Here is a 23,190-nt window from a genome sequence, read left to right as displayed (position 1 = left end):
TTCACGAATTTTATTTAATTAATTCGTGAATTCGTGGCGGATTTTTTTTATTGAACTTTCACTTGAGTTCCTTTTGTATGGCTTGCAAATTCGGGAGCGTACATACTTTGGATTGTTGTAATTCCGTTGGAGAATTCACCACTGTTGTTTACTCGGATGTCATATTCTAAAACGTAAGTTCCTTTGTTGATTCGGTCAAAGAAGAAATGTGTTGCAGCATCTTTTGTGCTCATATAATACCCAAGACGGTCTCTATATTGATATTCAGAAAGAACATTTACAGGTTCAAAACAAGAAGCACGCATATCTTTTAAATGAACATATTCCATGTCTTCTTTAGAAGTGATAATTAGTCGAACGGTAACTAAGTCGCCCACTTTTAAAGCATTTTCATTTGTGATTTTTTGCAATTCGTCACCTTTTGAAGTGTTTTTCTTTAGATATAATTCCTTCGAAACAGATATAACTGCTCCTGAGTTATTTTTGATTTTTTCCAAATCTTCAAAATATTGCCAATAAACGCCGCCAAATCCAGGAACTTTAGATTTGTTTTCGATTTTGATCGACGCCATTTCTTTTTTAATTTCTTCAGGTTTCCAGTTTAATTTGATGTATCCGGTTTCAGCTTCTTTTTCGTTTTCGGCTAATTTTTTGGTTGCGATTTTTTCATCTCCCAATTTTATGATGGTATTATCTTTTACTGAAAGCCAGTCGGTTCCTTGCATTAATAGGGCATAAATCGCTTCGGTTGTTGATTTTGTTGTTGGCCAGTTTTTGGTTTGTTTGTTTTTCAATAACCATACTTTCATCGCATCAACCGATTTGGTGTCGTTTGTCACTTCGGCGAAAGCCTCAATTAACAAAGCCTGAGTTTCAATCGGTGCCTGATACCAATACCAGCCTGCTTTGTTGGCAATCCAGTACATTCCCCAATCTTCGTTGTTAGAAGAAGTTTCTTTTAAACTTTCGATGATTTTCTTAGCAGTTTCTTTATCTCCAAAACGATTCAAAACCAAAGCAGTCATTCCTTTTTCGTAAAGCGAATATTGAAGCCAATCTTTTTTAGCCGTTTCTAAATATAATTTTGAAGCTTTTTTCAGTTCATCCGATAAAGGATATTTTTCCAAATAGAAACTTCTAGTATACAAATAATGCAAATCAGAATAAGGATTGATCCAGATTAATTTGTCAGCGGAGTTCATTTTTTGGATTCTGCTTCTATAATATTCTAAAAACTTGTTGTCTAAAAAAGGAATCGCGGTTTTGGTAATTTGATCTATTTTTTCTTCATTATTTTCAGATTTGCTCAGCTTTGCTAAATGTCCAAAACCAGCAAGAATATGTCTTGTAATATATTCGTTTTCTTCATAACCATCGAACCACGCAAATCCGCCAGAGGGTTTCTGTTTCTTTTTTAATTTTTCAAAAGTGGCTTCTTGTGAAGTTTTCATTTTTTCTAAATCAAACAAAAGCGATAATTTTTTCTTCTTTTCATCTTCATTTTGTGCGTCATTCAGCCACGGTGTTTCAGCAAGAATTATCGATTTTAATTCTTCATTTTCTTCTAATTTAGAATGCAGTTTCCCGTTTTTTCTCCAATTTTCAAAAATCGCAGCAATTTTCGGATTGCTCGAAATAATTTCTGATGCCAATGCATTTGCATAAAATCTAGCAAAAGTCTGTTCGGCACATTCATGTTCATATTCCATTAAATAAGGTAGCGACTGAATGGCAAGCCAAGTTGGGTTTGAAGTATATTCCAACGTAAACTGATGGTTTCTTAAAGTCGTTGAACTGTTGTTTTTTAAGTTTTCAAACGTGTATTCTTTAGTCGAATTTTCACGAACCCAAATCGGAATGCTTTCTGTAACCAGCATATTGTTGGTCAAAACCGGAAGAATGTTTTCTTCTCCATCTGAAAAGTTGCCCGCTTTTGCTACGATTTTATATTGAACACCTTGCAAACCTTCAGGAATTGTGATAGTCCAGTTTGCAGTTGTATTTCCGAAGGCAGGAATCATAAAGTTTTTGATGTTTTTTGCGTTCAGCATTTTGGCATCAATTGGTTGCATGGTTGTAGCATCGAAAAATTGCAAACTCGCGATTCCGGTTTTTGCTTCGTTGGTTACGTTTGAAATTTTGGCACTAATCACGATTGTATCTTTTTCTCTCAAGAATCTCGGGAAATTCGGCAAAATCATTATTTCTTTTTGCGTCACAATACTTTTCTCCAAATAACCAGAAACGGCATCTTTATTATGTGCCAATAAACGGAATTTCCAAGCAGTCAAAGCTTCGGGCGAAGTAAAGTTGAAACTTATATTTCCGTTTTCATCTGTTTTTAAATTTGGTAAAAAGAAAGCGGTTTCAGATAGATTTTTTCTGGCTTTTACTTGGGTTAATTCTTCGAGCGCTTTTTTGGTCGTTATAATAAAGACTCCATTTGCGCCTCTACTGCCGTAAAGTGCTGTTGCTTTTTCGTCTTTTAAAGCATCTATGGAAAGAAGATCGTTAGGACTTATTTTTTTTAAATCGTTTTCAGTTGCGATTTCTCCATCAATAACATACAAAGGATTTTGGCCAGAAAGACTATTATTTCCCCTGATTTTGACTCCTGATACTATCCCGCTTAACATATTGCTTCCTGATGAATCATAGACAGTATTGTCTTCTTCTACGACTACTTTGGCGACAGCGCCAGTAAGAGATTTTTTTTTCACAGTTCCATAACCAACTACAACAACTTCTTCTAGATTACTAGAGTCGTCCTCTAAAACAAAATCAAGAGTTCTTTTATTTGTAATAATGGCAGATTGACTTTTGAAACCAATAAAAGCATAAACGATTTCTTCTTTTTCAGTTGCTTCAATTTCGTAATAGCCATCAAAATCTGTCGTTGTACTTCTTTGAGTGCCTTTTATGTTAACTGAAACTCCGGGAATTGGCAAGCCGTCTTTGTCCGTAACGATTCCTGAAATCATTTTGGCATCTAAAGGTTTTTTAATTTTTTTATTAAGTTGTCTTTGATATTCTCTTTGCAGATAAAGTGTATTGCTGTTATTGTTAAAATCAAAACCAAACCACATTAAACTAGTGCCTTCATTTTTCAATTCAATTCGTTTTGATGGTGCATTTAAATTTAGAATTGTAGAGTATGTTTTATCAAAACCTAAAAGCGATTTATTATTAATTCCGGAAGTGTAATACTCACTAAAATTTAAAGTATTCCAATCTTTTGTTGTAAACTGATCTAAAGAACTATCATACATAGAAGCCAAAACTTCAGCTTCTTTTTTTGTATTATTTGCATTTAATTTAAAAGACCAACTTTCGGCACTTCTTGGTTCTATTTTATTTCTGAAAGTTTCTACTGCGAAATCCAATTTTGGTTTGTCAGTTTTTAAAAGAACAAAGAAGTCGGTATTGAATTTTTCATTTTCAAAAAAGCTTTCCAGATTAATTTGAACAGCATTTTCAAATTCTTTTTTCAATGGAATTTTAATAACGATTTCGTTGTTTTGAAGATGATACATTTCTTCTGAAAAGATCATGTTGTTGTAGTTTCCTGAAGCTGTAATATACAATTCGGGAATTACAGAAGTTATTTTAATTAGCGCAAAACCATCTTTTTTTGCATCCTGATTAATTTGTTTTGCAGTAAATAATCTGCTGATGTCAAATTTGTCTTTGCTTTGTTTAAGTTCAATATTCGTCGCATTTTCGATTAAATTATTGTAACTGTCTTTGGCCGAAAAAACTATTCTGTAATTTCCGGATTTATAATTTTCAATAAAATCTAAGGCGACAATTTTGTCTTTTTGTGTATCAATGTTTTTCGAGAAAACCAGAGTTTCTATGTTTTTTATTTTTGAATCCGGATTGATTTCGTATGGAAATAACCTTTCAAAATCTGATGCTGGAATAGTTTCAATTTCCGGTTGCGGAAATACTCTTCCTTTAAATTTTGTGGAAGGCGGACTGATAAAATAAATTTTTAATTCGCCTTTTGTAGCTAAAAATTCACCATTTAAATTGTTGCTCGAAAGTTGTATTTCGTTTTTAGTATTCGTTTGAATTATTGATGGAATCGTAGCGTTTAATTTCAAATCATGATAACCCACTTTTACTGTAGTTTCAGATTCACGTGTTTCGCCATTGATATCGGTTACGGAAGCTTTAATCACATAATTGAAAACGGGTAATTGTTCTTTATTACTGTTTTTAGAAGGTAAAGCAACAAAGTCAATACTGAATTTTCCTGACGCATCCGTTTTAGTTTCTCCTGTTGCTAAAACTTCATTTTGTTCCTGAGAATAATAATTTCCAAAATAACTGGTTTGTCTAGTTACAGTATACGTTACTTTAGCGTCAGAAATGTTGCTTCCGGCAAAAGCTTTTGCATTTCCTTTAATTTTAATAGCTTGATTTAACTGAAAACTTTCTTTTTTAGGTTCAAAAGTGACTTCGAATTTTGGGCGTTTGTATTCTTCAACTTTAAATTCAATGCGAGATTCATCAAAATTGATACGATCCCAAAACGGATGTTCGTCTTCTTTTTTATCATAAACTGCATCATTTTCATAATTTGTGGGTTCATCAGCAGTTATATTGAAATTTCCTGTAAGCACGTTTTTGGGTATAACAAATTCGCCTGAAAAAGAACCAAATTCATTTGTTGTAACATCAAATTTTTTAAGTTCATTATTATCAGCATCTTCAATAGTGACTTCAAAGGTAGTTTTTGGAACTACAGAAGTTTTATTTCCCAATTTTTGAACTGCAATTCCTTTGTAATATAAAGTTTGCCCTGGACGATAAATAGCGCGATCGAGATAGAATTCAACTTTTCCTTTAAAACTTTCTTCGTTTTTATTTGAATAATCAATGTTGTAACTCAAATAATTTTTTTGTATTGAAAGTGTATCATTAGAATTGTAGAAAGTAACTAATCCATAATTTGAAGAACCTTTAGGTTTTTCATAAATAACAATACCATTTTTATCACTTTTTGCCGTCGAAGCTGGAAATTTTCCCGTTATATTTTCTAGTGGTTTTCCCGTTTTTCGATCTAATATCTGATATTTTTCAGAGGTATCATTTTGAGAAGCTAATACAATAAAGTTAGAAGTAGTAATGGTTTCAAATGCAAAAGCTTTTTTGGCTTTCGAATCTGATTCACTTTCAAAATAAACCAAATAAGAGCCTGTTTTTAGTTGCGGAAGCAGGAATTCAGTTGAATGTTCCAGAAAATCTTTTTTATTTTCGAGCGTATAAGATTTAGTTGCAACTGGTTTTGCCTTTTCTATAATTGCATTTTTTACACTATCCCTATTTTTATTATATCGTTCTAAATTGAATAGTTGGTTTTGTTCAATCTTGAAAAATGAAATATTAAGATTCTCTACATTTTTGTATTGAATATATGCACGAATGTTTTCGTTATCGTAATTGTATTTTTGAAGTTGAACGGTTATACTTTTGTACAGAATAGTTTCTTTTTTTTCGACCGCCAGCTTGTAAGCATTAGATCTGTTATTAATTTTAATTATGCTGTCTAAAGTTGCAACGGCTTTGATTTTGTAGTCCGGATGTTTTTCTTTCGAAGCATTTTCATTGAAATAAATAGCTTTTTCCAGTTGAATTTTTTGAATTAAAATTGCATCTGTAGTGCTTTTTTGAAGCGAAACCAAAGCCTGAAAATAATTTTCATCAGCGTCAATTAAAAAGTTTTTACAAAACTGAATTCTATCCCAAAGATTACCTGTTGTCGGATTATTGGTTTCTTGTTTTTGATATAATTTTAACGTGAGGCGTAAATTTTCATGCGATATTGAATCAAAATTTAATTTCGAAAATAAGTTGGATTGTGCCAAAAGTTCTTTTTTAGAAGAAGTAAAATCACTTTTTAGAAATTTCCATCTTTCAATTCTACTTGTGTAGAGATTTATATTTTCAGAAGTGGCATAATCTAATAAATTTAAAGCGTTGAATTTTTCTATTGACGGATAATCGAATATGGTTTCATATTTTGTTAAAGGAGTGTTTTTAAGAACTGCTTCATTTTCCAGAGATTTTTTTAAAGCCAGGTTAATTTCATCTGTAAAATTAGTTTCGGTCCACGTCAGGAAATCTTCTGCAAGAAAGGTGGTGTTTGTTCTTCTTTGAATTGAATAAGTGTTACGTTTATAATAATCATTTAAACATTTTGCGTAAACAAGGTTCAAAATCGCTTTCGATGGAACAGAAACCTGATTTATAGTCGATTTTAAATTGTTTATAATCTTGGTTTGTGCATCTTCTTCAAGAATTTGGATGTATTTAGATTGATAGAAAAAGCATTTTATTATTTGTTCTTCGTCCTTTTTGGCTTTTGCATTTTTGTAAATGTCAGGGACAACTTCATTTGCCGATTTTATTTTGCCTTCGGTTTCAAGAGCAGTAATTTTACTCCATTTTTTATCATATTGTTGCGCAAAAATTGTTGATGAAAGAAATAAGAATACAAATAATATGTTTTTCATAAACTGGGGTTTTCTAGTATAGAGGATTATTTGATTTAAAAGGTTGGTTTGGATTAAAAATAATTTTCGTACAAAGTACTAATTTCTATTCAAAAGCAAATTATGCATTTTTTATTTCCTTATTTTTGAGATATGAAAAAGCTGCTGATTTTCTTTTTAATTGTTCCAATATGTTGTTGGGCGCAATCTAATTTTGATAAAGCAGAAAAATTATTTCAGTCTAAAAAATATACTGAAGCCCAATTGCTTTTTGAAGGAATTTTGAAAAGTAATCCATCAGATTTGAAAACTTTGGAGTATTTGGGTGAAATTTCGGCGCACCAAAAATCTTGGGTGAAAGGCGCAGAATATTTCAAAAAATTGAAAGAATTGAAACCCACTGTAGCCGATTATTTTTTTAAATATGGAGGCTGTTTGGCAATGCATTCTTTAGAAGTGAATAGAATCAAAGCTTTTGGTATGGTTGGCGATATGAAAGAAGCTTTTGAAAAAGCAATTGAACTCAACCCGAAACATGTTCAGGCTAGGTGGGCTTTGATCGAAATTTATTTGCAATTACCTGGAATTCTTGGTGGAAGCGAATCAAAAGCACTCGCATATTCAAATGAATTGGCACAATTTTCTCCAATTGACGGTTATTTGTCAAAAGGACGAATTGACGAATATTTTAAAAGATATGATTCGGCCGAAAAAAATTATAAAAAAGCGCATGAAATTGGCAATTCAAAAGTCACGTTTCAAAAATTATATAATTTATATTTGAACAAATTTAAAGATCCTCGAAAAGCGCAGGATCTTAAACGAAAATTCGAAGCTTAAAAAAAATTAATTGGAATTTGTCCCGATAGCTATCGGGATTAATAATTGGAATTTAAATGAAAACACATTTCATCGCGATAGGCGGAAGTGCAATGCACAACTTAGCGTTAGCATTGCATAACAAAGGATATCAGGTTACTGGAAGTGACGACGCTATTTTTGAACCATCAAAATCAAGATTAGAGAAAAAAGGAATATTGCCAGCTGAATTAGGTTGGTTTCCTGAAAAAATAACTGCAGATATTGATGCAATCATTTTAGGGATGCACGCAAAAGCAGATAATCCAGAATTGCTGAAAGCGCAAGAATTGGGATTAAAAATTTACTCCTATCCAGAATTTTTATACGAGCAATCTAAAAATAAAACGCGTGTTGTAATTGGCGGTTCACATGGAAAAACTACAATTACTTCGATGATTTTGCACGTAATGCATTATCATAATATTGCGGTTGATTATATGGTTGGCGCACAATTGGAAGGTTTTGACACAATGGTGCATTTGACAGAAGAAAATGATTTCATGGTTTTGGAAGGTGATGAGTATTTGTCTTCGCCGATTGACAGACGTCCGAAATTCCATTTATATCAGCCAAATATTGCTTTGATTTCTGGAATCGCTTGGGACCATATCAATGTATTTCCAACTTATGAAAATTACGTTGAACAATTTGAAATTTTTATTGAGAAAATTACAAATGGAGGAATTTTGGTTTATAACGAAAATGATCCTGAAGTTAAACGTGTGGCCCAAGCGGCAACAAACCCAATTCGCAAATTGGCTTATTCAACTCCAAATTACAAAGTTAGCGACGGAGTAACTTTGTTAGAAACTCCAGAAGGTGATATGCCGATTGAAGTTTTTGGAGCGCACAATTTAAATAACCTTGCCGGAGCCAAATGGATTTGCCAAAATATGGGCGTTGATGAAGCTGATTTCTATGAAGCTATTGCAAGTTTTAAAGGCGCTTCAAAACGTTTGGAAAAAATTGCTGAAGGAAAAGGAAAAGTAGCTTATAAAGATTTTGCGCATTCACCAAGTAAAGTTGCCGCAACTACGAAAGCAGTAAAAGAACAATATCCAAACAGAACATTAGTCGCTTGTTTAGAATTGCATACATACAGCAGTTTAAACGCCGAATTTTTGAAAGAATATGAAGGTGCATTAGAATATGCTGATGTTGCAGTTGTTTTTTATTCGCCAGATGCTGTAAAAATTAAACAATTGGAAGAAGTAACATACGAACAAATTGCTACCGCATTCAACAGAAAAGATTTAATTATTTATACTAATCCTGCTGAATTTGAAGAATATTTGTTCAATTTAAATTTAGACAATTCAGCACTTTTATTAATGAGTTCAGGAAATTACGGAGGTTTGAATTTTGACGAAGTAAAAGGTCTGGTTAATTAGATAATTTGTCAATTAGTCAATGAGATAATATGCCGATTGTTACAGACAATCGGCTTTTTTTTGGTTTAGAATTTTTTCATTATCTAATTTTCTAATTGCCACATTTTCTCATTAATTTTATTTTGAGCGATTTTTCTTTCTTTTTAAATATCTTCGCTTTTTGAAAATTTATTTTATTATGGAAAAATCTCATTTCCCAATTACCAATTGGTCAGAAGATGATAGGCCGCGTGAAAAATTAATGCTGAAAGGGAAAAACGCTTTAAGTGATGCTGAATTGATTGCAATTTTGATTGGTTCGGGAAGCCGAAACGAATCGGCTGTTGATTTAAGCAAAAGGATTTTGGCGAGTGCGGACAGTTTAAATGTTTTGGGAAAAATGTCGATTTCTCAATTAATGAATTTTAAAGGAATAGGAGAGGCGAAAGCTATTGCGATTATTGCGGCACTAGAACTTGGTCGCCGACGACGTGCTGAAGATGCGGTTGAACTAATTAAAATAACTTCTAGTAAATTGGTTTTTGAATTGATGCTTCCAATAATTGGCGAATTGGCGCATGAAGAATTTTGGGTGCTTTTTCTGAATAATTCGAATAAAGTAATTTCGAAATCGCAATTGAGCAAAGGTGGTATTACGGGGACTATTGTTGATGTTCGTTTGGTTTTTAAATTGGCACTTGAAAATGGAGCTACGAGCTTGATTTTGTGCCACAATCATCCTTCGGGAAATGTATTGCCAAGCGAAGCCGACAAACAAATTACAAAGCGAATCAAACAAGCGGGAGAAAGTTTAGATGTTAAAGTTTTGGATCATTTGATCATAACTGAATCAAAATATTATAGTTTTGTAGATGAAGGAATTTTTTAGATTATGAATACCACTATTACCGATGTCTTTTTTGATTTAGACCATACACTTTGGGATTTTGACAAAAACTCAGAAATGGCTTTTGATCGTATTTTCAAAGCAAAATTTCCGGAAATAAAAACCGAAGATTTTATTGAAAAGTATATCCCTATAAATCAGTCTTGTTGGAAGTTATATCAAAACGATGAAATAACTCATGTCGAATTGCGTTACAACAGATTAAAGCTTTCATTTGATGCATTGAACTGCGAGATGTCAGATGAAAATATAAATGAAATTGCAAATGACTATATTGAGTTTTTGACAGATAATAATCATCTTTTTGATGGTGCAATAGAGGTTTTAGAATATTTAAAACCAAAATATCGCTTGCATATCATTACAAATGGTTTTGCAAAAGTTCAAGACAAGAAAATTAATAATGCCATGCTTTCAGGCTATTTTAATACTATTACAAATTCTGAATTGGCTGGTGTAAAAAAGCCAAATAGTATTATCTTTGATTATGCTGTTAATTTGGCACGCGCTTCAAAAGAAAACAGTATCATGATTGGAGATTGTTTGGATGCGGATGTTAACGGTGCATTGAATGCAGGTTTGGATGCCATTTTTTTTAATGAAAAAAAAATAGATGTTGCTCAAAATATTAAACAAATAAACCATTTATTAGAACTTAAAAAATATTTATAATGATGAAAATTAAATTTTTGCTGACTGTGCTTTTTGTTTCAGTTGTTGGGTTTGCACAATCTGCTCAGTCTGCTCAGTCTTCACAAGCTGTTAATGATTATAAAGCAGTTATCGTGCCTTTGAAATATGATTTCTTAAAATCTGACAATCAATACAGAATGGCAACTATAAGCAAAGGAAATTTAACTAAAGCTGGTTTTCAGGCGTTTTATGCAAATGAAGAACTTCCGGCGGAACTTAATGATCGTTGCCAACTTTTATATATGGATGTAAAAAAAGACAGCGGCTTTTTAGTGACTAAACTTTTTGTGGAGCTAAAAGATTGCTACGGTACAGTAGTTTACACTTCAGAAATTGGGAAAAGTAAAGAAAAGGATTATGAAGCAGCGTATAGAGAAAGTTTGAATATGGCTTTTATTTCAATCAACGGTCTTCATTATAAGTATAGTGGAAAAGCGGTAACTCCTAGCGGAAAAGCGGGTATGATTACTGCAGCTCCAGTTGCGGTTGCGGCAGTGGCAAAACCAGCTCAAACACCTGTGCAAACAGCAGTAGCAACTCCAGTTGCAGATATTACTGACCCCAATTTATTGTATGCTCAACCAACTGAAAACGGATTTCAGTTAATTGACAAAACACCAAAAGTGGTAATGAAATTGTTGAAAACATCTCGTCCAGATTCATTCATCGCTATTAAAGATGGAATACAAGGATCTTTGAATGCAAAAGACAATCAATGGTTTTTCGAATATTATCAGAATGATAAATTAGTTTCTGAAAAAGTTTCAGTTAAATTCTAAAATAAAATTCGGTTTAATAACCGTATTTATCTTTCCAGCGGTTCTTTAAAAATTCGCGGGTACTGTTCTCTCTAGAATTGTTCCCCGGATTGTAAAGAACCGTTTGTTTTATGGCATCAGGTAAAAATTCCTGTTCAGCAAAATTATTGGCATAATCATGCGAATATTTATAGTCATCACCATAACCCAGTTCTTTCATTAGTTTGGTTGGTGCATTTCTTAAATGAAGCGGAACCGGCAGATCTCCGGTTTGTTTTACCAATTGCTGTGCATTTCCAATTGCTATATAAGAAGCATTACTTTTAGGAGATGTTGCTAAGTAAATTGCGCATTGGCTTAGAATAATACGGCTTTCAGGATAACCAATAGTTGTTACGGCTTGAAAAGTATTGTTAGCCATTATTAATGCCGTCGGATTGGCATTTCCAATATCTTCGCTTGCTAAAATCAGCATTCTTCTCGCAATGAATTTTACATCTTCGCCGCCTTCAATCATTCGAGCAAGCCAGTAAACAGCTCCGTTGGGATCGCTTCCACGAATGGATTTTATAAATGCAGAAATAATATCATAATGCTGTTCACCCGTTTTGTCATATAAAACAGTGTTTTGTTGCACAAGTTCAAAAACACGATCATTTGTGATTGTAATTTCATCGCCTGCAGAAGCATTTACAACTAGCTCAAAAATATTGAGCAGTTTTCTACCATCTCCGCCTGAAAGTCGTAATAAAGCTTCAGTTTCTTTTAAAATTATTTTTTTTGAAGCAAGGTAAGTGTCTGCTTTCATTGCGCGATGCAATAGCGCCTCGAGATCTTCTTTTGTAAACGCATTTAAGATGTAAACCTGACAACGCGACAATAATGCAGGAATAACTTCAAAACTTGGGTTTTCAGTTGTTGCACCAACTAGAGTGATCCAGCCTTTCTCGACTGCTGCTAAAAGCGAGTCCTGTTGTGATTTGCTAAAACGATGAATCTCGTCAATAAATAAAATCGGATTTTTAGCAGTAAACAAGCCGCCGCTTTGTTTTGCTTTGTCAATTACGTCGCGAATGTCTTTTACGCCTGAGTTTATCGCGCTAAGGATATAAAACGGACGTTTTGACTCCTGTGCAATAATTTGTGCCAATGTGGTTTTTCCCGTTCCTGGTGGCCCCCAAAAGATTAATGATGGAATAATTCCTTTTGAAATTTGTTGCGTCAATGATCCATTTGGGCCAACCAAATGACTCTGACTTACATAATCTTCTAATTTCTGTGGGCGAATACGCTCGGCTAACGGTGCTTCCATTTTGTAAAATTACTATTTTAGAATATATTTTATTGTTTTGAGAAGTTAAACCTTTCTTTCAGATAAACTTTTGTTACTGACGATAACAATTTTATACGATGATACTTGCTCCTGACATTTTATCAGTAAATTAGATTTGGATAGTTTTTTGATGCCAATAATTGAATTGATTTCTTAAAAGATGAATGATAAAGATTTTAAATTTTCTACTGCTGTAATAGGGCTTCCTTTATTTTTTGTCCTTTTTTTGTGGATCGTATACTGGTTCCAAATTCGGTTTGATTTTGATTTTTATCAAAACGGAATTTATCCAAGGGATTTTTCGGGTTTGCAAGGCATTTTGTTTAGTCCTTTTATTCATGAAAATTTGGAACACTTATACAATAATTCAATTCCGCTTTTGGTTTTGTTGGCAGCATTGCAATATTTCTATCCAAAACAAACTGTTCCGGTTATTGGTTATGGAATTTTATTTTCGGGTTTAATAACTTGGATTATTGGTCGCGAAAATTATCATATTGGAGCAAGCGGATTGATTTATGTTTTGGTGAGTTTTATATTTTTTAAAGGAATTCAAACGGGCTATTATCGTTTGGTTGCGCTTTCGCTATCAGTAATTTTATTATATGGGGGAATGATTTGGTATGTTTTTCCTGATGTTGATGCTGCAATTTCTTGGGAAGGTCATTTAGCAGGTTTAATTACTGGATTTGTACTTTCATTTCTTTATAAAACGCCAGAATATGCCAAACCTATTGTTTACGATTGGCAAAGACCCGACTTTAACCCAAAAAATGATCCTTTCATGAAGCATTTTGATGACAACGGAAATTTTGTTCCTGTTGAAAAACCTGAAGTAGATGAAGATTTGGGCAATACTTATTTTAGTTCAAACTTTCCGGTTTATTATGTTGTAACCAAAACAGAATCACAGGATAAATCCTAAATGTTGATTATGGATTTGATTTAAAAAGATTATTTTTGTTAGGAGTATTTTAATTTGGTTTAGTATGAGAATGGTCAGTTATGCAATTTTGATTTTTTTTATTTTAATCAGCTTCGAGACTATCGCACAATGTGATGTGAAGAATAAAGTGCTCGCAGACGGTACAATGATGTATTATTTTGAACCTGCAGTCTTTTATACCACAAACACTAAATCATTAAAAATAAATATTGTTACAGACGAAGAACATTATTTTATTGCTTTGCAACCAACTCCTTTTCCGTCAAAAAAAGAAGGGAAAAAAATCAAAGATGATTTAATCATACATTTAGCAGATAATAAAATCTACAAATTGACACATTATGATACGCAGTATATTCATAATGATTCAATCATGCAGGTACTGTATTTAATTGATAAAAATGATGTGAGTTCTTTTTCTCAGTTTGATGCTGTGACTGCAGAAATCAATATGCAAGGGACGGAGTTTATAAGAAGTTATAATTTCAAGCTTCATAAAGATGCTATTAGGGAACAGCTTGAATGTTTTTTGAAAAAAGAAGATTGATATAGTTTAGTCTTCGTCTTTAATTTCACTTTGCGCATTGTGTTTTATTTTCTTTTGAAGATTTCTAATTAGATTATTAAAAGTAATAGTAACCGAAGCTGCATTTGTTACTTGATTTCCACTGTTTCTAGGAAGGTATTCATTGCAATATGTTAACTCAAACTGAATGTCATCAGTAAATAAATAGCCAGCCCCAATATTTAATCTATTTCGGTCAAAGAAACTTTCTCCAGTTACTTTTGCTCCAGATTTGAAATAAAGTTCATCAGATGCTATTGCATATACGACGCCAGATCTCAATACTTTGCTGTTTAGCGGTTGGATGTATTTTATTTGTTGTCTGTACCTGAATACGTTTTCATAATCATCATCTTGATTTCTCATATGGCGAAATTCAGTGCGCATTCGCGTGCTTAAGGTGTAGCCAGTTTTATGAAAATAATAAATTCCTTGAAGTGCAAAACGCCATTCTGGTGATTCAAATTGCCCAATTTCCGGAACGTCTTTGTTGTTGAAATAAGCTAGGAAAGTAGAGAATTTCCATCGTGGGGAAAAATAGTAATGTCCCCAAGCCCTAAAAGATCTTTGAATAGTATTTTCAAAGATGTTTGACGAAGATTCTGTTCCACTGTAAGCTGCAGCCACATCTATTTCAGTAGACCATTTTTTGTTTATCGTCTGATTGAACTGAATTTCATTCCAAAATTGATTATATGTGGTATTTTGTCCGTAGCTGTTTGTTGCTATAAAAAGAACAAACAGCAATCGGAAAAAAGTGCGTTTTTGTTTTAAATCAGATTTTGAAAGCATTAATTAATTGTTGGAATTTAATTATTCATTCTAATCCTAACTGTGATGCGGTTTAACTTCTTTGACGAACCGTTTCGTATAAAAATGCGCCACAGGCTACTGAGACATTTAATGAGCCAATTGATCCAAACATTGGTAGTTTTGCTTTTTCGTCTACAATTTTTAGTACTGATGGATTTATTCCTCTGTCTTCAGAACCCATAATGATTGCGACAGGTTCACTCAATGTTATGTCGTAAATGTTTTGATCTGTTTTTTCAGTTGCGGCAACTGTTTTGATTCCTGATCCTTGCAAATAAAATATTGCGTCTTTGATATGCTCAACTTTGCAGATTGGTACATTAAAAACAGCTCCAGCTGAAGTTTTCACTGTGTCGCCATTTACAGGAGCTGATCCTGCTTTTTGAATAATGATTCCATTTACACCAGTACATTCTGCAGTTCTGATAATAGCTCCAAAGTTTCTTGCATCAGAAATTTGGTCTAAAATTAAAAATAAAGGTTTAGCACCAGACTCAATTGTTGATTCAACTAATTGTTCTAATTCCATAAAACCAATCGGTGATATTGTTGCAACAGCACCTTGGTGATTATTTGGCGTCAAGCGATTTAGTTTTTCAACAGGAACGTAAGAGAAATTAATGTTGGCACGTTTCATCACCTTCATTAAATCTTTCATTAATTCTCCAGAAATATCTTTTTGTATAAATACCTTGTCAACTTCTTTTCCTGCCTGAATTGCTTCTATAATGGCTCTAATTCCAAATATTTGATGTTCTTTTTCCATGTTGCAAATATAGGTATATTGTTTATATAAAAAAAAACCACTCTGAATGAACAGAGTGGTTTTAATATTAAGACTTTCGGTTTAAAATTAGAATTTATCCCAGAAAAGTTTTGTTTTAAGCTTATCGCCACCTACTGCAGTTCCCGCAGCTTGATAGTTAGCTTTATTTAATGTTTGTTCTAATACTGGGTAAGTAAATCTTTTTGGAACTTGTCCTTCAGCAGCAGGAACTGCAGAAGATGGAGCAGTTAAAACTGGGAAGTCTAATCTTCTCCAAGATGTCCAAGCCTCATAACCTCTGTTGTAGAAACCAATCCAAGCTTGCTCACCAATTTTTTGTTTCCAAGTACCAGTTGCTGTTGCATAAGCAACAGCTGGTTGAGCTAAGTAAGCAGTTGCTTCTGCACTAGTTCCACCCCAGTAAAGGATTGAAGATGTAATTGCATTGTTGTAATGCCCAGCAGCAGTACCACCAACAGCAAAACCTCTTTCAACAGCTTCAGCTAAGTAAAACTCAACTTCAGTGTAGTCAAGTAATAAACCTTCTAATGTTGGGTCTAATAATCTTGTATGATCTCCTTCATCATCAGCTGGGTCACCAGCAGAAGAGTAAGATTCAAAATCTACACCTTGAGCATAAGGAGCACCAACAAATACACCTCCAACTGGAATGTAGTAGTTTGGTCTTCTTGGGTCATTTAGTGTGTTCATTTTTGTTACTAGTGGTGCAGCAGCAACAAAATCATATCTTCCACTTGTTACAAGATCCTCATATAAAGGGTTTGTATTTGGTTGAGTTGATTTGTATTGTAATGTTGCATTGTCAGCAGCAGAAGCAATAAGACCAGCAGCAGCAGCTTGCTCAGCAGCAGTTTTCGCTGTAGCGGCTAAAGTTGGTTCATCAGCAACTGTAATTGCCATACGCAATTTCAATGAATTTGCAAATTTTTTCCAGTGTGCAACATCTCCAGCATAGATGAAATCAGATTCTCCAAAACTTTTTGCAGAAACATCAAGTTTAGCAATTGCAGCATCTAATCTTTTGAATAAATCAGCATAAATTACTTTTGCATCATCATAAGCTGGGCTTGGGTGTGCATCTGGGTCTAATGCTTCAGTGTAAGGAACATTACCAAATGTATCAACTAAAATAGTGTATGTATAAACATTCAAAATTTCAATAATAGCAAGCTTGTTTGTTTTTATTTTTAGCTCAGCTGGAGTTACAGTTTCTTCAGCATCAGTAAGTTTAGTAGCCTCTTTCAAGTCTTTAAGTACATCACGGTACAAGATTTGCCAGTGGCCATCTGGAACGTTTCTCTGTAAGATATCATAGTTTGATTCGTCAAGATACGTTGTTTCTGACCAATGTTGAGCCCAAAGTCTAAAAACGTTTGTGTTAACATTAGTATTGGTCATTTGGTCAAAAAGATCCTTTTCCGCATTACCAAGTAAAGCACCAGATGGAACTCCAGAGCTAGGGTTTTTGGTATCTACGTTTAAATCGGTTAGGCTATCATCGTTACATCCCCATGTAAGCGTTAATATTCCTATGAATATAATTATTTTTTTCATGTTTTCTTAATTAGAATTTAGCTTTTAAATTTACAGCAAAAGTTTTTGTTGTTGGTAGAACCCCAGATTGGTATCCTTGTAAATTTCCAGCACTTAAACCTGCTTCAGGATCAGCATCTGGCAAGTTTTTATGGATGATCCATAAGTTGTTTCCAGATACACCTAAATAAAGTTCTTGAAATGCACCGCCTAATACTTTTTTGTCAAAAGTATAACCTAATGTTAGCTCACGAAGTTTAACATAAGAAGCATCGTAAACATAGTCTTTATTTGCAGAACCTAAGTAACCGAATGATCCGTCAGTTCCGTCATTAGCTTCAATTCTTGTTGTGTTTGGTGTTCCATCAGGATAAACACCTGGAAGGATGTGTCCACCACCATCAGCAATTGTATTTCTTACTGGATTTCCTAAGTCGTTTGTGTAAACCGTGTTAGTGTATAAACCAGAACCTTCTCCATACCATCTATCAAGAGAGAATACATCGCCACCTTGTTGTACGTCGATTAAGAAGCTGAAAGAGAATCTTTTGTAATTAAAGATGTTGTTGATACCACCTGTCCAGTCTGGTGTAAAGTTTCCAATTACATTATCATTTGTACCAGTAATTTGGTATTTTCCTGTTGCAGGATCAATTACTCTTTGTCCATTTAAGTAAACGTAATCAGATCCTTGGATTGTTCCGTACGGTTGACCAACTGTAGCGTTGATTGTGATTCCTCCTTGGAAAGAACCAAGTTGGTAGTTATCGATACCTTCATCTAAAGCAATAACTTTGTTTTTGTTTTTTGCCCAGTTTGTAACCATTGTCCAAGTGAAGTTCTCCATTTTAACAGGAACTAAAGTTAAAGTAGCTTCGATACCTTTGTTTTCAATGTTACCTACGTTTTTGAATAATTTAGTATAACCTGTCGCTTCAGAAACTGGCAAGTCAACAATTTGATCTACAGTGTTAGTTTTGTAAACAGATAAATCTAAACCAACTCTTCTTTGGAACATTTGCATCTCTAAACCAGCTTCCCAGCTTTTTGTTCTTTCTGGTTTCAAATCAGGATTGTTTCTTGTTGATGGAACAGAGTATAATGGAGTTCCAAATGGAGAGTTACTTGTGTAAGTATCTAATGTTTTAGCAAAAGGTGCATCGTTACCAACTTCTGCATAACCTAATCTAACTTTTCCTAATGTTAACCAATCTTGTTGTAATGTGTTTGAGAAAACATAACTTCCAGAAACAGAAGGATAGTAGTACTCATTGTTATCACTTGGTAACGTAGAAGAAACGTCTCTTCTTAATGTTGCATCTAGGAATAAATAATCTTTATATCCTAAAGAAGCACTGATATAGTATCCGTTTACTCCTTTGTCAGACATAGCTTCAACTGGTTTTTCAACCGTGTTTACAGAGTTAGTTAAAGCAAATAATTTTGGAACGTAAAGACCTCCTGAAGTTGATGCTAAAATTTGATCAACTTGTTGTCTTCTAATGTTGATACCTGCTACTCCTTTTAAGTTTAAATTTTCATTTAAGTTAGTGTTGAAGTTTAACATCAAATCGTAGTTAAACTCAGAGTAGTTTCTGTTAAGTCTTTGGTATCCTGATTCTTCATTGCTTCTAGCAATACCGAATGGATCTCCAGCGTAAGAACCGTTAGCTCTTCTTTCTTCTTGGAAATCTGAATAAGTATCCACAGAAACTCTACCAGTTGCGTCTAACCAGCTTGTGATTTTGTAGTTTAAACTTGCATTTCCTAAGAATCTATTTCTTGTATCACTTTCGTAGTTTTCGTAAAGTTGGAAGTAAGGGTTGTTCCAGAAAGCAGGAGTAATATTTGTTGGGCTGTTAGCATTCCAAGTATAGTTTTTTCCTGTTTGTTGGTAGATAGCTCTTTGCTCCAATACGTCAACGTTAGTACCCCACCATTGTCTGAATCCAGAAACTAAGTTACCGTTGTATCCAGTTCCGTTTCTTCCTTTTGTATCTGTAACTACATAGTTAGCAAAGAAAGAAGCAGTTAATTTGTCAGTTAATTTATAGCTAGCATTACCTAAGAAAGAGTTTTTCTTTTGCTCGCTGTTTGGCATAAGACCAGTTGAGCTTAAATTAGTGTAAGATAAGTTGAAAGTTCCTTTGTCATTTCCACCATTAACAGCAATTGTGTTAGTGTTTACAACAGGGTTTTCAAAGAAATCAATTGGGCCGTGCTTAGCAATTTGCCATGGACGTGCAGTTTTGTAAGTTGAAGATTCTGGAACAAATGAATCCCATCCAAAAACCATTAGAGAAGAATCGTAAGCAGGACCAAATGAAGCATCATGGTTTGTTCTTACTGTGTTGTCTAAACTACCGTTACCATCAACATCAAAAGTAGTTCTGAAAGATGGAAAATAACCTTGTCCATATTGTGTTTGGTATTTTGCAAATGTAGATTTGTCAACAGTACCAATACTAACACTTGAACTCAAAGAAACTCCAAGACCATTTTGTTGTTTTCCTTTTTTAGTTGTGATCATGATCGCACCATTCGCAGCTCTAGATCCGTAAAGTGCAGTTGCAGCAGCACCTTTCAAAACGTTTACAGATTCGATGTCTGCAGGGTTGATGTCAGAAGCAGCGTTACCATAGTCATAACCAGCACCAGCTTGTTTTTGTGAAGATGTGTTACCAAGAACCTCGTTGTTGTCAACTGGAACTCCATCAATAACGAATAAAGCCTGGTTGTTGAAACCAATAGATTTGTAACCTCTAATTACAACGTTTGTAGATCCACCTAAGTTGTTGTTGTTTTTGATTTGAAGACCGGCAACTTTACCAGACATACTGTTAACAAAGTTAGTTGAAGGTGTTTTGTTTACCTCGTCTCCATCAATTTTTTGAGTAGCATATCCTAGAGATTTTTTCTCTCTTTTAATACCTAAAGCTGTTGTAACTACAACACCTTCAAGTTCTTGAGCATCTCCAGCCATTTTTACATTAACTACAGATGAACTCGCAGCTATTTCTTGAGTTTTCATCCCAATGTAGCTAAATACCAAAACTTGGCTTGATGATGCTTTGATAGTAAATTTACCGTCAAAATCAGTTTGCGTTCCAGCTTTTGTTCCTTTAACTAATACACTTACACCTGGCAAAGGCATTCCTGCATTATCAGAAACAGTTCCCGAAACGGCTCTTTCTTGCGCAAAAGTAAGTTGCGCCACTAGTACTAAGAAAAGTACTAAGAATCCATTGAACTTTAGTTTCATTTTTAAATATTTTGAATTAGTATCGCAAAACTCTTAATAATTTGTTAACTATCCTAATATTAGATTAAACTTTTTTCGGTTACTACTAAAATTTAACATTATAACATATATTTACTATAGTGTTATATAATTGTAATTCTTGAGCATTTTTCCCGCCGTTTGTAAGGTTTATCCTTAGTAGCCCGTTTGGTGTTTGCAAAACAGTTCCAAGTCCAAGTCCGATTAGTTTTTTTGTTTTGTTGGGTTCGATTGTTGATGTTAAATCTTGGTAGATACCATAATCGGCAATTGTATGCGCATAAATGTTATTGGAAAATTTATATCTGTATTCGGTCAGAATTAGAAAATTGAAATTACATTGTAGGCTGTTTTCTAAAAAACCACGAATCGAATTCATTCCCCCAAAACGGAATAATTCGTTGGAAATGTAGTTTTTGCTACTGAGGTAAAAATTTTGTGAATTTATGTTAATGAAATTTTTAGGGTTAATCTCAAAATTGTAAGACGCATTTAAGTTCGTGTAAAACTGTGTGCTTGGTCCTGCTGTTTCGGGATCGTTGTTGGTGTCTCTCTTTCCGTAGCCAATAATCCAGTTCACTAGCGCTTTTCTTGGAATAAGATTGTTTTTGTGATCTACTTTTTTATAGTCAAAGCTCGATGTAAAGTACGCATTTTTGAAATCGCTGATAAGTGAGTTGTTTGTATTTTGAATATCGCTTGACTCTGTTGATTGGTATCCGGCATAAATTCTGGAATTGTAATTTAAATAATAGCCTAAATCAATTGCGGTTTTTGTGTTTTGAAAAGTACTATCTTGTTTGAAAATATTTAGCTGTGCTTTTACTCCTAGTGCCGATTTAAATATATATGGGATTTCTAGTCGGGTATTGAATGTTTTTTGTTGATTGCCGTCACTTTTCCAATACAAGGAAAATTGTTCTCCTGAGTGAAGAGTGTTTAGGAGTGTAATGTCTATGTATCCATTTATGTTGACTTTATCATTGTCATCATTTGAAAATCCAACATATCCGTCAAAAGTATTTGCTTTCCTTTTTTCAATGTAGGTATAGATTTTGGTTGAGTCAGTTGTAAATAATATTTCAGGATATTTGGTTTGCGAAATAAATTCGTAGCTGTTTATGTCGTCATAAAGTTGTTGTGTAGTTTCTTGATTGAATGTTTTGTTTAAGTATTTTTTGTTCAATTGTTTTAAATGCCCTTTCGGAAAAAAATCCTTTCCTTTTGGATCAGCATAATTTAAAATAATTGAGTTTATGATTCTTTTTTTTTCTGATTTAAAATTTAAATCAGCGTACATTATGGTATTCTTTTTTTTGATGTTTTCTAATTTGATCTTGCTTAGGGCGAAACCTTGTTTTTCGGCGTCAATTATTTTTTGATTCAAATAATTCGCGACTTCGTTGTATGGGAGAATTATAGTGTCGTTTTTTGTTTTTTCAAAATAAAATAAAGAATTGTTTATACCTATATATATATGTATAAATTTAGTTTGGGTTTTTAGTTCTATTTTAGAGCTGTAAGTACTGTCGTTTATTTGAATAGTATGTAGAATGTTGTTTTCTAAGTATCCAATTTGAGACAGTTTTTCAGATGTTTGTTTTACTTCGTCAAATAATGATTTTAAATTGAGATGATTGGTCTTGTATGTTAATGAGTCAATAATTTGATTTTCAGCTTCATTGTTTCCTGTTATTGTCAGATGTAAATTTTGAGTATAAGCAGAGTAGCTCATAAAGCAAAAAAAGAGTATTTGGGAAATGAGTTTCAAAAGCTGGTTTTTCATTTGTTAAAAGTATTGCAAATATCTATTCTTTGTTTGTAAAATCATAAGCATAAATAAGGTTATTGAAAATTAATGGTTTAACGTTTGTATAGTGAAAAATATTTTATACATTTGCAACCCCGTAAAAAGCGGGAATTTAATAAACATAATAATTTTTAGTATTAATTATGCCAACAATTCAACAATTAGTAAGAACAGGAAGAACTCAGATCACTAAGAAGAGTAAATCGGTTGCTTTAGATTCTTGTCCTCAAAGAAGAGGGGTTTGTACGCGTGTTTACACTACTACACCAAAAAAACCAAACTCTGCAATGCGTAAAGTTGCGCGTGTACGTTTGACAAATGGTAATGAGGTGAATGCTTACATCCCAGGAGAAGGACACAATCTACAAGAGCACTCGATAGTATTAGTGCGAGGTGGAAGGGTAAAAGATTTACCAGGTGTTAGATATCACATCGTTCGTGGAGCGCTTGATACGTCAGGTGTTGCAGGAAGAACGCAAAGAAGATCTAAGTACGGTGCTAAACGCCCAAAAGAAGCAAAAAAGTAATTTAAAAACTTTTAAGAAAAAGACATGAGAAAAAGAGCGGCAAAGAAAAGACCACTTTTACCGGATCCAAGGTTTAACGACCAATTAGTAACACGTTTTGTGAACAACTTAATGTGGGATGGTAAGAAATCTACAGCTTTTAAAGTATTTTATGATGCTATTGATATCATTGAAACTAAAAAGCAAAATGATGAGAAAACTTCATTAGAGATCTGGAAAGATGCTTTAACAAACGTTATGCCTCACGTAGAAGTACGTAGCCGTAGAGTTGGTGGAGCTACATTCCAAATCCCAATGCAAATTCGTCCAGACAGAAAAATTTCTATGGCAATGAAGTGGTTGATACTTTATTCTAGAAGAAGAAATGAAAAATCTATGGCACAACGTTTAGCGTCAGAGTGTTTAGCTGCTGCTAAAGAAGAAGGTGCTGCGGTTAAGAAAAGAATGGATACTCACAAAATGGCAGAGGCTAACAAAGCATTCTCTCACTTTAGATTTTAATTCGTA

Annotated in this window: 16 protein-coding genes; 9 read left to right on the top strand and 7 right to left on the bottom strand. The window is 33.6% G+C overall.

The window, feature by feature from the left end; translation table 11 throughout:
* Nucleotides 1-47: 47 nt before the first annotated feature.
* Nucleotides 48-6,521: an alpha-2-macroglobulin family protein gene (locus H600_RS0105765; protein ID WP_026727893.1), complete on the bottom strand. Its 6,474-nt coding sequence runs from the start codon at nucleotides 6,519-6,521 to the stop codon at nucleotides 48-50.
* Between the two features lie 132 nt (nucleotides 6,522-6,653).
* Here H600_RS0105765 and H600_RS0105760 point away from each other — a divergent pair, with 132 nt between their 5' ends.
* The 5 genes from H600_RS0105760 to H600_RS0105740 all read left to right on the top strand — a co-directional run bounded on the left by H600_RS0105760 (nucleotide 6,654) and on the right by H600_RS0105740 (nucleotide 11,110).
* Nucleotides 6,654-7,340, top strand: coding sequence for a tetratricopeptide repeat protein (locus tag H600_RS0105760; RefSeq protein ID WP_026727892.1), 687 nt, complete (start codon nucleotides 6,654-6,656; stop codon nucleotides 7,338-7,340).
* A gap of 56 nt (nucleotides 7,341-7,396) precedes the next feature.
* Nucleotides 7,397-8,752, top strand: a complete 1,356-nt coding sequence (locus H600_RS0105755) for a UDP-N-acetylmuramate--L-alanine ligase (protein WP_026727891.1) — start codon at nucleotides 7,397-7,399, stop codon at nucleotides 8,750-8,752.
* Between the two features lie 178 nt (nucleotides 8,753-8,930).
* Nucleotides 8,931-9,620 (top strand): RadC family protein, encoded by a 690-nt coding sequence (gene radC, locus H600_RS0105750; RefSeq protein WP_026727890.1) that lies wholly within the window; start codon nucleotides 8,931-8,933, stop codon nucleotides 9,618-9,620.
* Nucleotides 9,621-9,623: 3 nt separating this feature from the next.
* Nucleotides 9,624-10,310 (top strand): YjjG family noncanonical pyrimidine nucleotidase, encoded by a 687-nt coding sequence (locus H600_RS0105745; protein WP_026727889.1) that lies wholly within the window; start codon nucleotides 9,624-9,626, stop codon nucleotides 10,308-10,310.
* A 2-nt stretch (nucleotides 10,311-10,312) separates the two neighbouring features.
* Entirely contained in the window at nucleotides 10,313-11,110 is a 798-nt protein-coding gene (locus H600_RS0105740) for a hypothetical protein (RefSeq protein ID WP_026727888.1), read from the top strand.
* A gap of 13 nt (nucleotides 11,111-11,123) precedes the next feature.
* Here the strand turns inward: H600_RS0105740 and H600_RS0105735 are convergent, their stop codons facing one another.
* Nucleotides 11,124-12,401 (bottom strand): replication-associated recombination protein A, encoded by a 1,278-nt coding sequence (locus H600_RS0105735; protein WP_026727887.1) that lies wholly within the window; start codon nucleotides 12,399-12,401, stop codon nucleotides 11,124-11,126.
* Between the two features lie 181 nt (nucleotides 12,402-12,582).
* Between H600_RS0105735 and H600_RS0105730 the strand changes: the two genes are divergently transcribed.
* Together H600_RS0105730 and H600_RS0105725 are read left to right on the top strand one after the other, a co-directional pair.
* Nucleotides 12,583-13,347 (top strand): rhomboid family intramembrane serine protease, encoded by a 765-nt coding sequence (locus H600_RS0105730; RefSeq protein WP_026727886.1) that lies wholly within the window; start codon nucleotides 12,583-12,585, stop codon nucleotides 13,345-13,347.
* Nucleotides 13,348-13,411: 64 nt separating this feature from the next.
* Nucleotides 13,412-13,915: a hypothetical protein gene (locus tag H600_RS0105725; protein ID WP_035108381.1), complete on the top strand. Its 504-nt coding sequence runs from the start codon at nucleotides 13,412-13,414 to the stop codon at nucleotides 13,913-13,915.
* 6 nt (nucleotides 13,916-13,921) lie between these two features.
* On the opposite strand, the gene H600_RS0105720 is transcribed toward H600_RS0105725, so the two are convergent.
* The 5 genes from H600_RS0105720 to H600_RS0105700 all read right to left on the bottom strand — a co-directional run bounded on the left by H600_RS0105720 (nucleotide 13,922) and on the right by H600_RS0105700 (nucleotide 22,132).
* Nucleotides 13,922-14,725 carry a DUF2490 domain-containing protein gene (locus tag H600_RS0105720; protein ID WP_026727884.1) on the bottom strand — a complete coding sequence of 268 codons (804 nt, stop codon included), beginning with the start codon at nucleotides 14,723-14,725 and terminating at the stop codon, nucleotides 13,922-13,924.
* Nucleotides 14,726-14,777: 52 nt separating this feature from the next.
* The gene (rlmB, locus tag H600_RS0105715) at nucleotides 14,778-15,512 is read right to left on the bottom strand and encodes a 23S rRNA (guanosine(2251)-2'-O)-methyltransferase RlmB (protein WP_026727883.1); all 735 of its coding nucleotides are present in this window, start codon (nucleotides 15,510-15,512) and stop codon (nucleotides 14,778-14,780) included.
* Between the two features lie 87 nt (nucleotides 15,513-15,599).
* Nucleotides 15,600-17,087: a SusD/RagB family nutrient-binding outer membrane lipoprotein gene (locus tag H600_RS0105710; protein WP_026727882.1), complete on the bottom strand. Its 1,488-nt coding sequence runs from the start codon at nucleotides 17,085-17,087 to the stop codon at nucleotides 15,600-15,602.
* 10 nt (nucleotides 17,088-17,097) lie between these two features.
* Nucleotides 17,098-20,328, bottom strand: coding sequence for a SusC/RagA family TonB-linked outer membrane protein (locus H600_RS0105705; protein ID WP_026727881.1), 3,231 nt, complete (start codon nucleotides 20,326-20,328; stop codon nucleotides 17,098-17,100).
* 85 nt (nucleotides 20,329-20,413) lie between these two features.
* Complete coding sequence (locus H600_RS0105700) at nucleotides 20,414-22,132, bottom strand: BamA/TamA family outer membrane protein (protein ID WP_026727880.1); 1,719 nt, start codon at nucleotides 22,130-22,132, stop codon at nucleotides 20,414-20,416.
* A gap of 167 nt (nucleotides 22,133-22,299) precedes the next feature.
* Between H600_RS0105700 and rpsL the strand changes: the two genes are divergently transcribed.
* On the top strand, nucleotides 22,300-22,683 hold the full coding sequence (gene rpsL, locus H600_RS0105695; protein WP_007136570.1) for a 30S ribosomal protein S12: 384 nt from the start codon (nucleotides 22,300-22,302) through the stop codon (nucleotides 22,681-22,683).
* 24 nt (nucleotides 22,684-22,707) lie between these two features.
* On the top strand, nucleotides 22,708-23,184 hold the full coding sequence (gene rpsG, locus H600_RS0105690; protein WP_026727879.1) for a 30S ribosomal protein S7: 477 nt from the start codon (nucleotides 22,708-22,710) through the stop codon (nucleotides 23,182-23,184).
* The last annotated feature ends 6 nt before the right edge of the window (nucleotides 23,185-23,190 follow it).

The organism is Flavobacterium denitrificans DSM 15936 (assembly GCF_000425445.1).
Classification (GTDB): Bacteria; Bacteroidota; Bacteroidia; order Flavobacteriales; family Flavobacteriaceae; genus Flavobacterium; species Flavobacterium denitrificans.
This window is presented reverse-complemented; position numbering and strand designations above follow the sequence as displayed.

Coding starts and splice junctions, on each gene's coding strand:
- H600_RS0105760 (WP_026727892.1), top strand. CDS start 6,654: ATGAAAAAGCTGCTGATTTTCTTTTTAATTGTTCCAATATGTTGTTGG.
- H600_RS0105765 (WP_026727893.1), bottom strand. CDS start 6,521: ATGAAAAACATATTATTTGTATTCTTATTTCTTTCATCAACAATTTTT.
- radC (WP_026727890.1), top strand. CDS start 8,931: ATGGAAAAATCTCATTTCCCAATTACCAATTGGTCAGAAGATGATAGG.
- H600_RS0105735 (WP_026727887.1), bottom strand. CDS start 12,401: ATGGAAGCACCGTTAGCCGAGCGTATTCGCCCACAGAAATTAGAAGAT.
- rpsG (WP_026727879.1), top strand. CDS start 22,708: ATGAGAAAAAGAGCGGCAAAGAAAAGACCACTTTTACCGGATCCAAGG.
- H600_RS0105740 (WP_026727888.1), top strand. CDS start 10,313: ATGAAAATTAAATTTTTGCTGACTGTGCTTTTTGTTTCAGTTGTTGGG.
- H600_RS0105710 (WP_026727882.1), bottom strand. CDS start 17,087: ATGAAAAAAATAATTATATTCATAGGAATATTAACGCTTACATGGGGA.
- H600_RS0105745 (WP_026727889.1), top strand. CDS start 9,624: ATGAATACCACTATTACCGATGTCTTTTTTGATTTAGACCATACACTT.
- rpsL (WP_007136570.1), top strand. CDS start 22,300: ATGCCAACAATTCAACAATTAGTAAGAACAGGAAGAACTCAGATCACT.
- H600_RS0105730 (WP_026727886.1), top strand. CDS start 12,583: ATGAATGATAAAGATTTTAAATTTTCTACTGCTGTAATAGGGCTTCCT.
- H600_RS0105700 (WP_026727880.1), bottom strand. CDS start 22,132: ATGAAAAACCAGCTTTTGAAACTCATTTCCCAAATACTCTTTTTTTGC.
- H600_RS0105725 (WP_035108381.1), top strand. CDS start 13,412: ATGAGAATGGTCAGTTATGCAATTTTGATTTTTTTTATTTTAATCAGC.
- H600_RS0105755 (WP_026727891.1), top strand. CDS start 7,397: ATGAAAACACATTTCATCGCGATAGGCGGAAGTGCAATGCACAACTTA.
- rlmB (WP_026727883.1), bottom strand. CDS start 15,512: ATGGAAAAAGAACATCAAATATTTGGAATTAGAGCCATTATAGAAGCA.
- H600_RS0105720 (WP_026727884.1), bottom strand. CDS start 14,725: ATGCTTTCAAAATCTGATTTAAAACAAAAACGCACTTTTTTCCGATTG.
- H600_RS0105705 (WP_026727881.1), bottom strand. CDS start 20,328: ATGAAACTAAAGTTCAATGGATTCTTAGTACTTTTCTTAGTACTAGTG.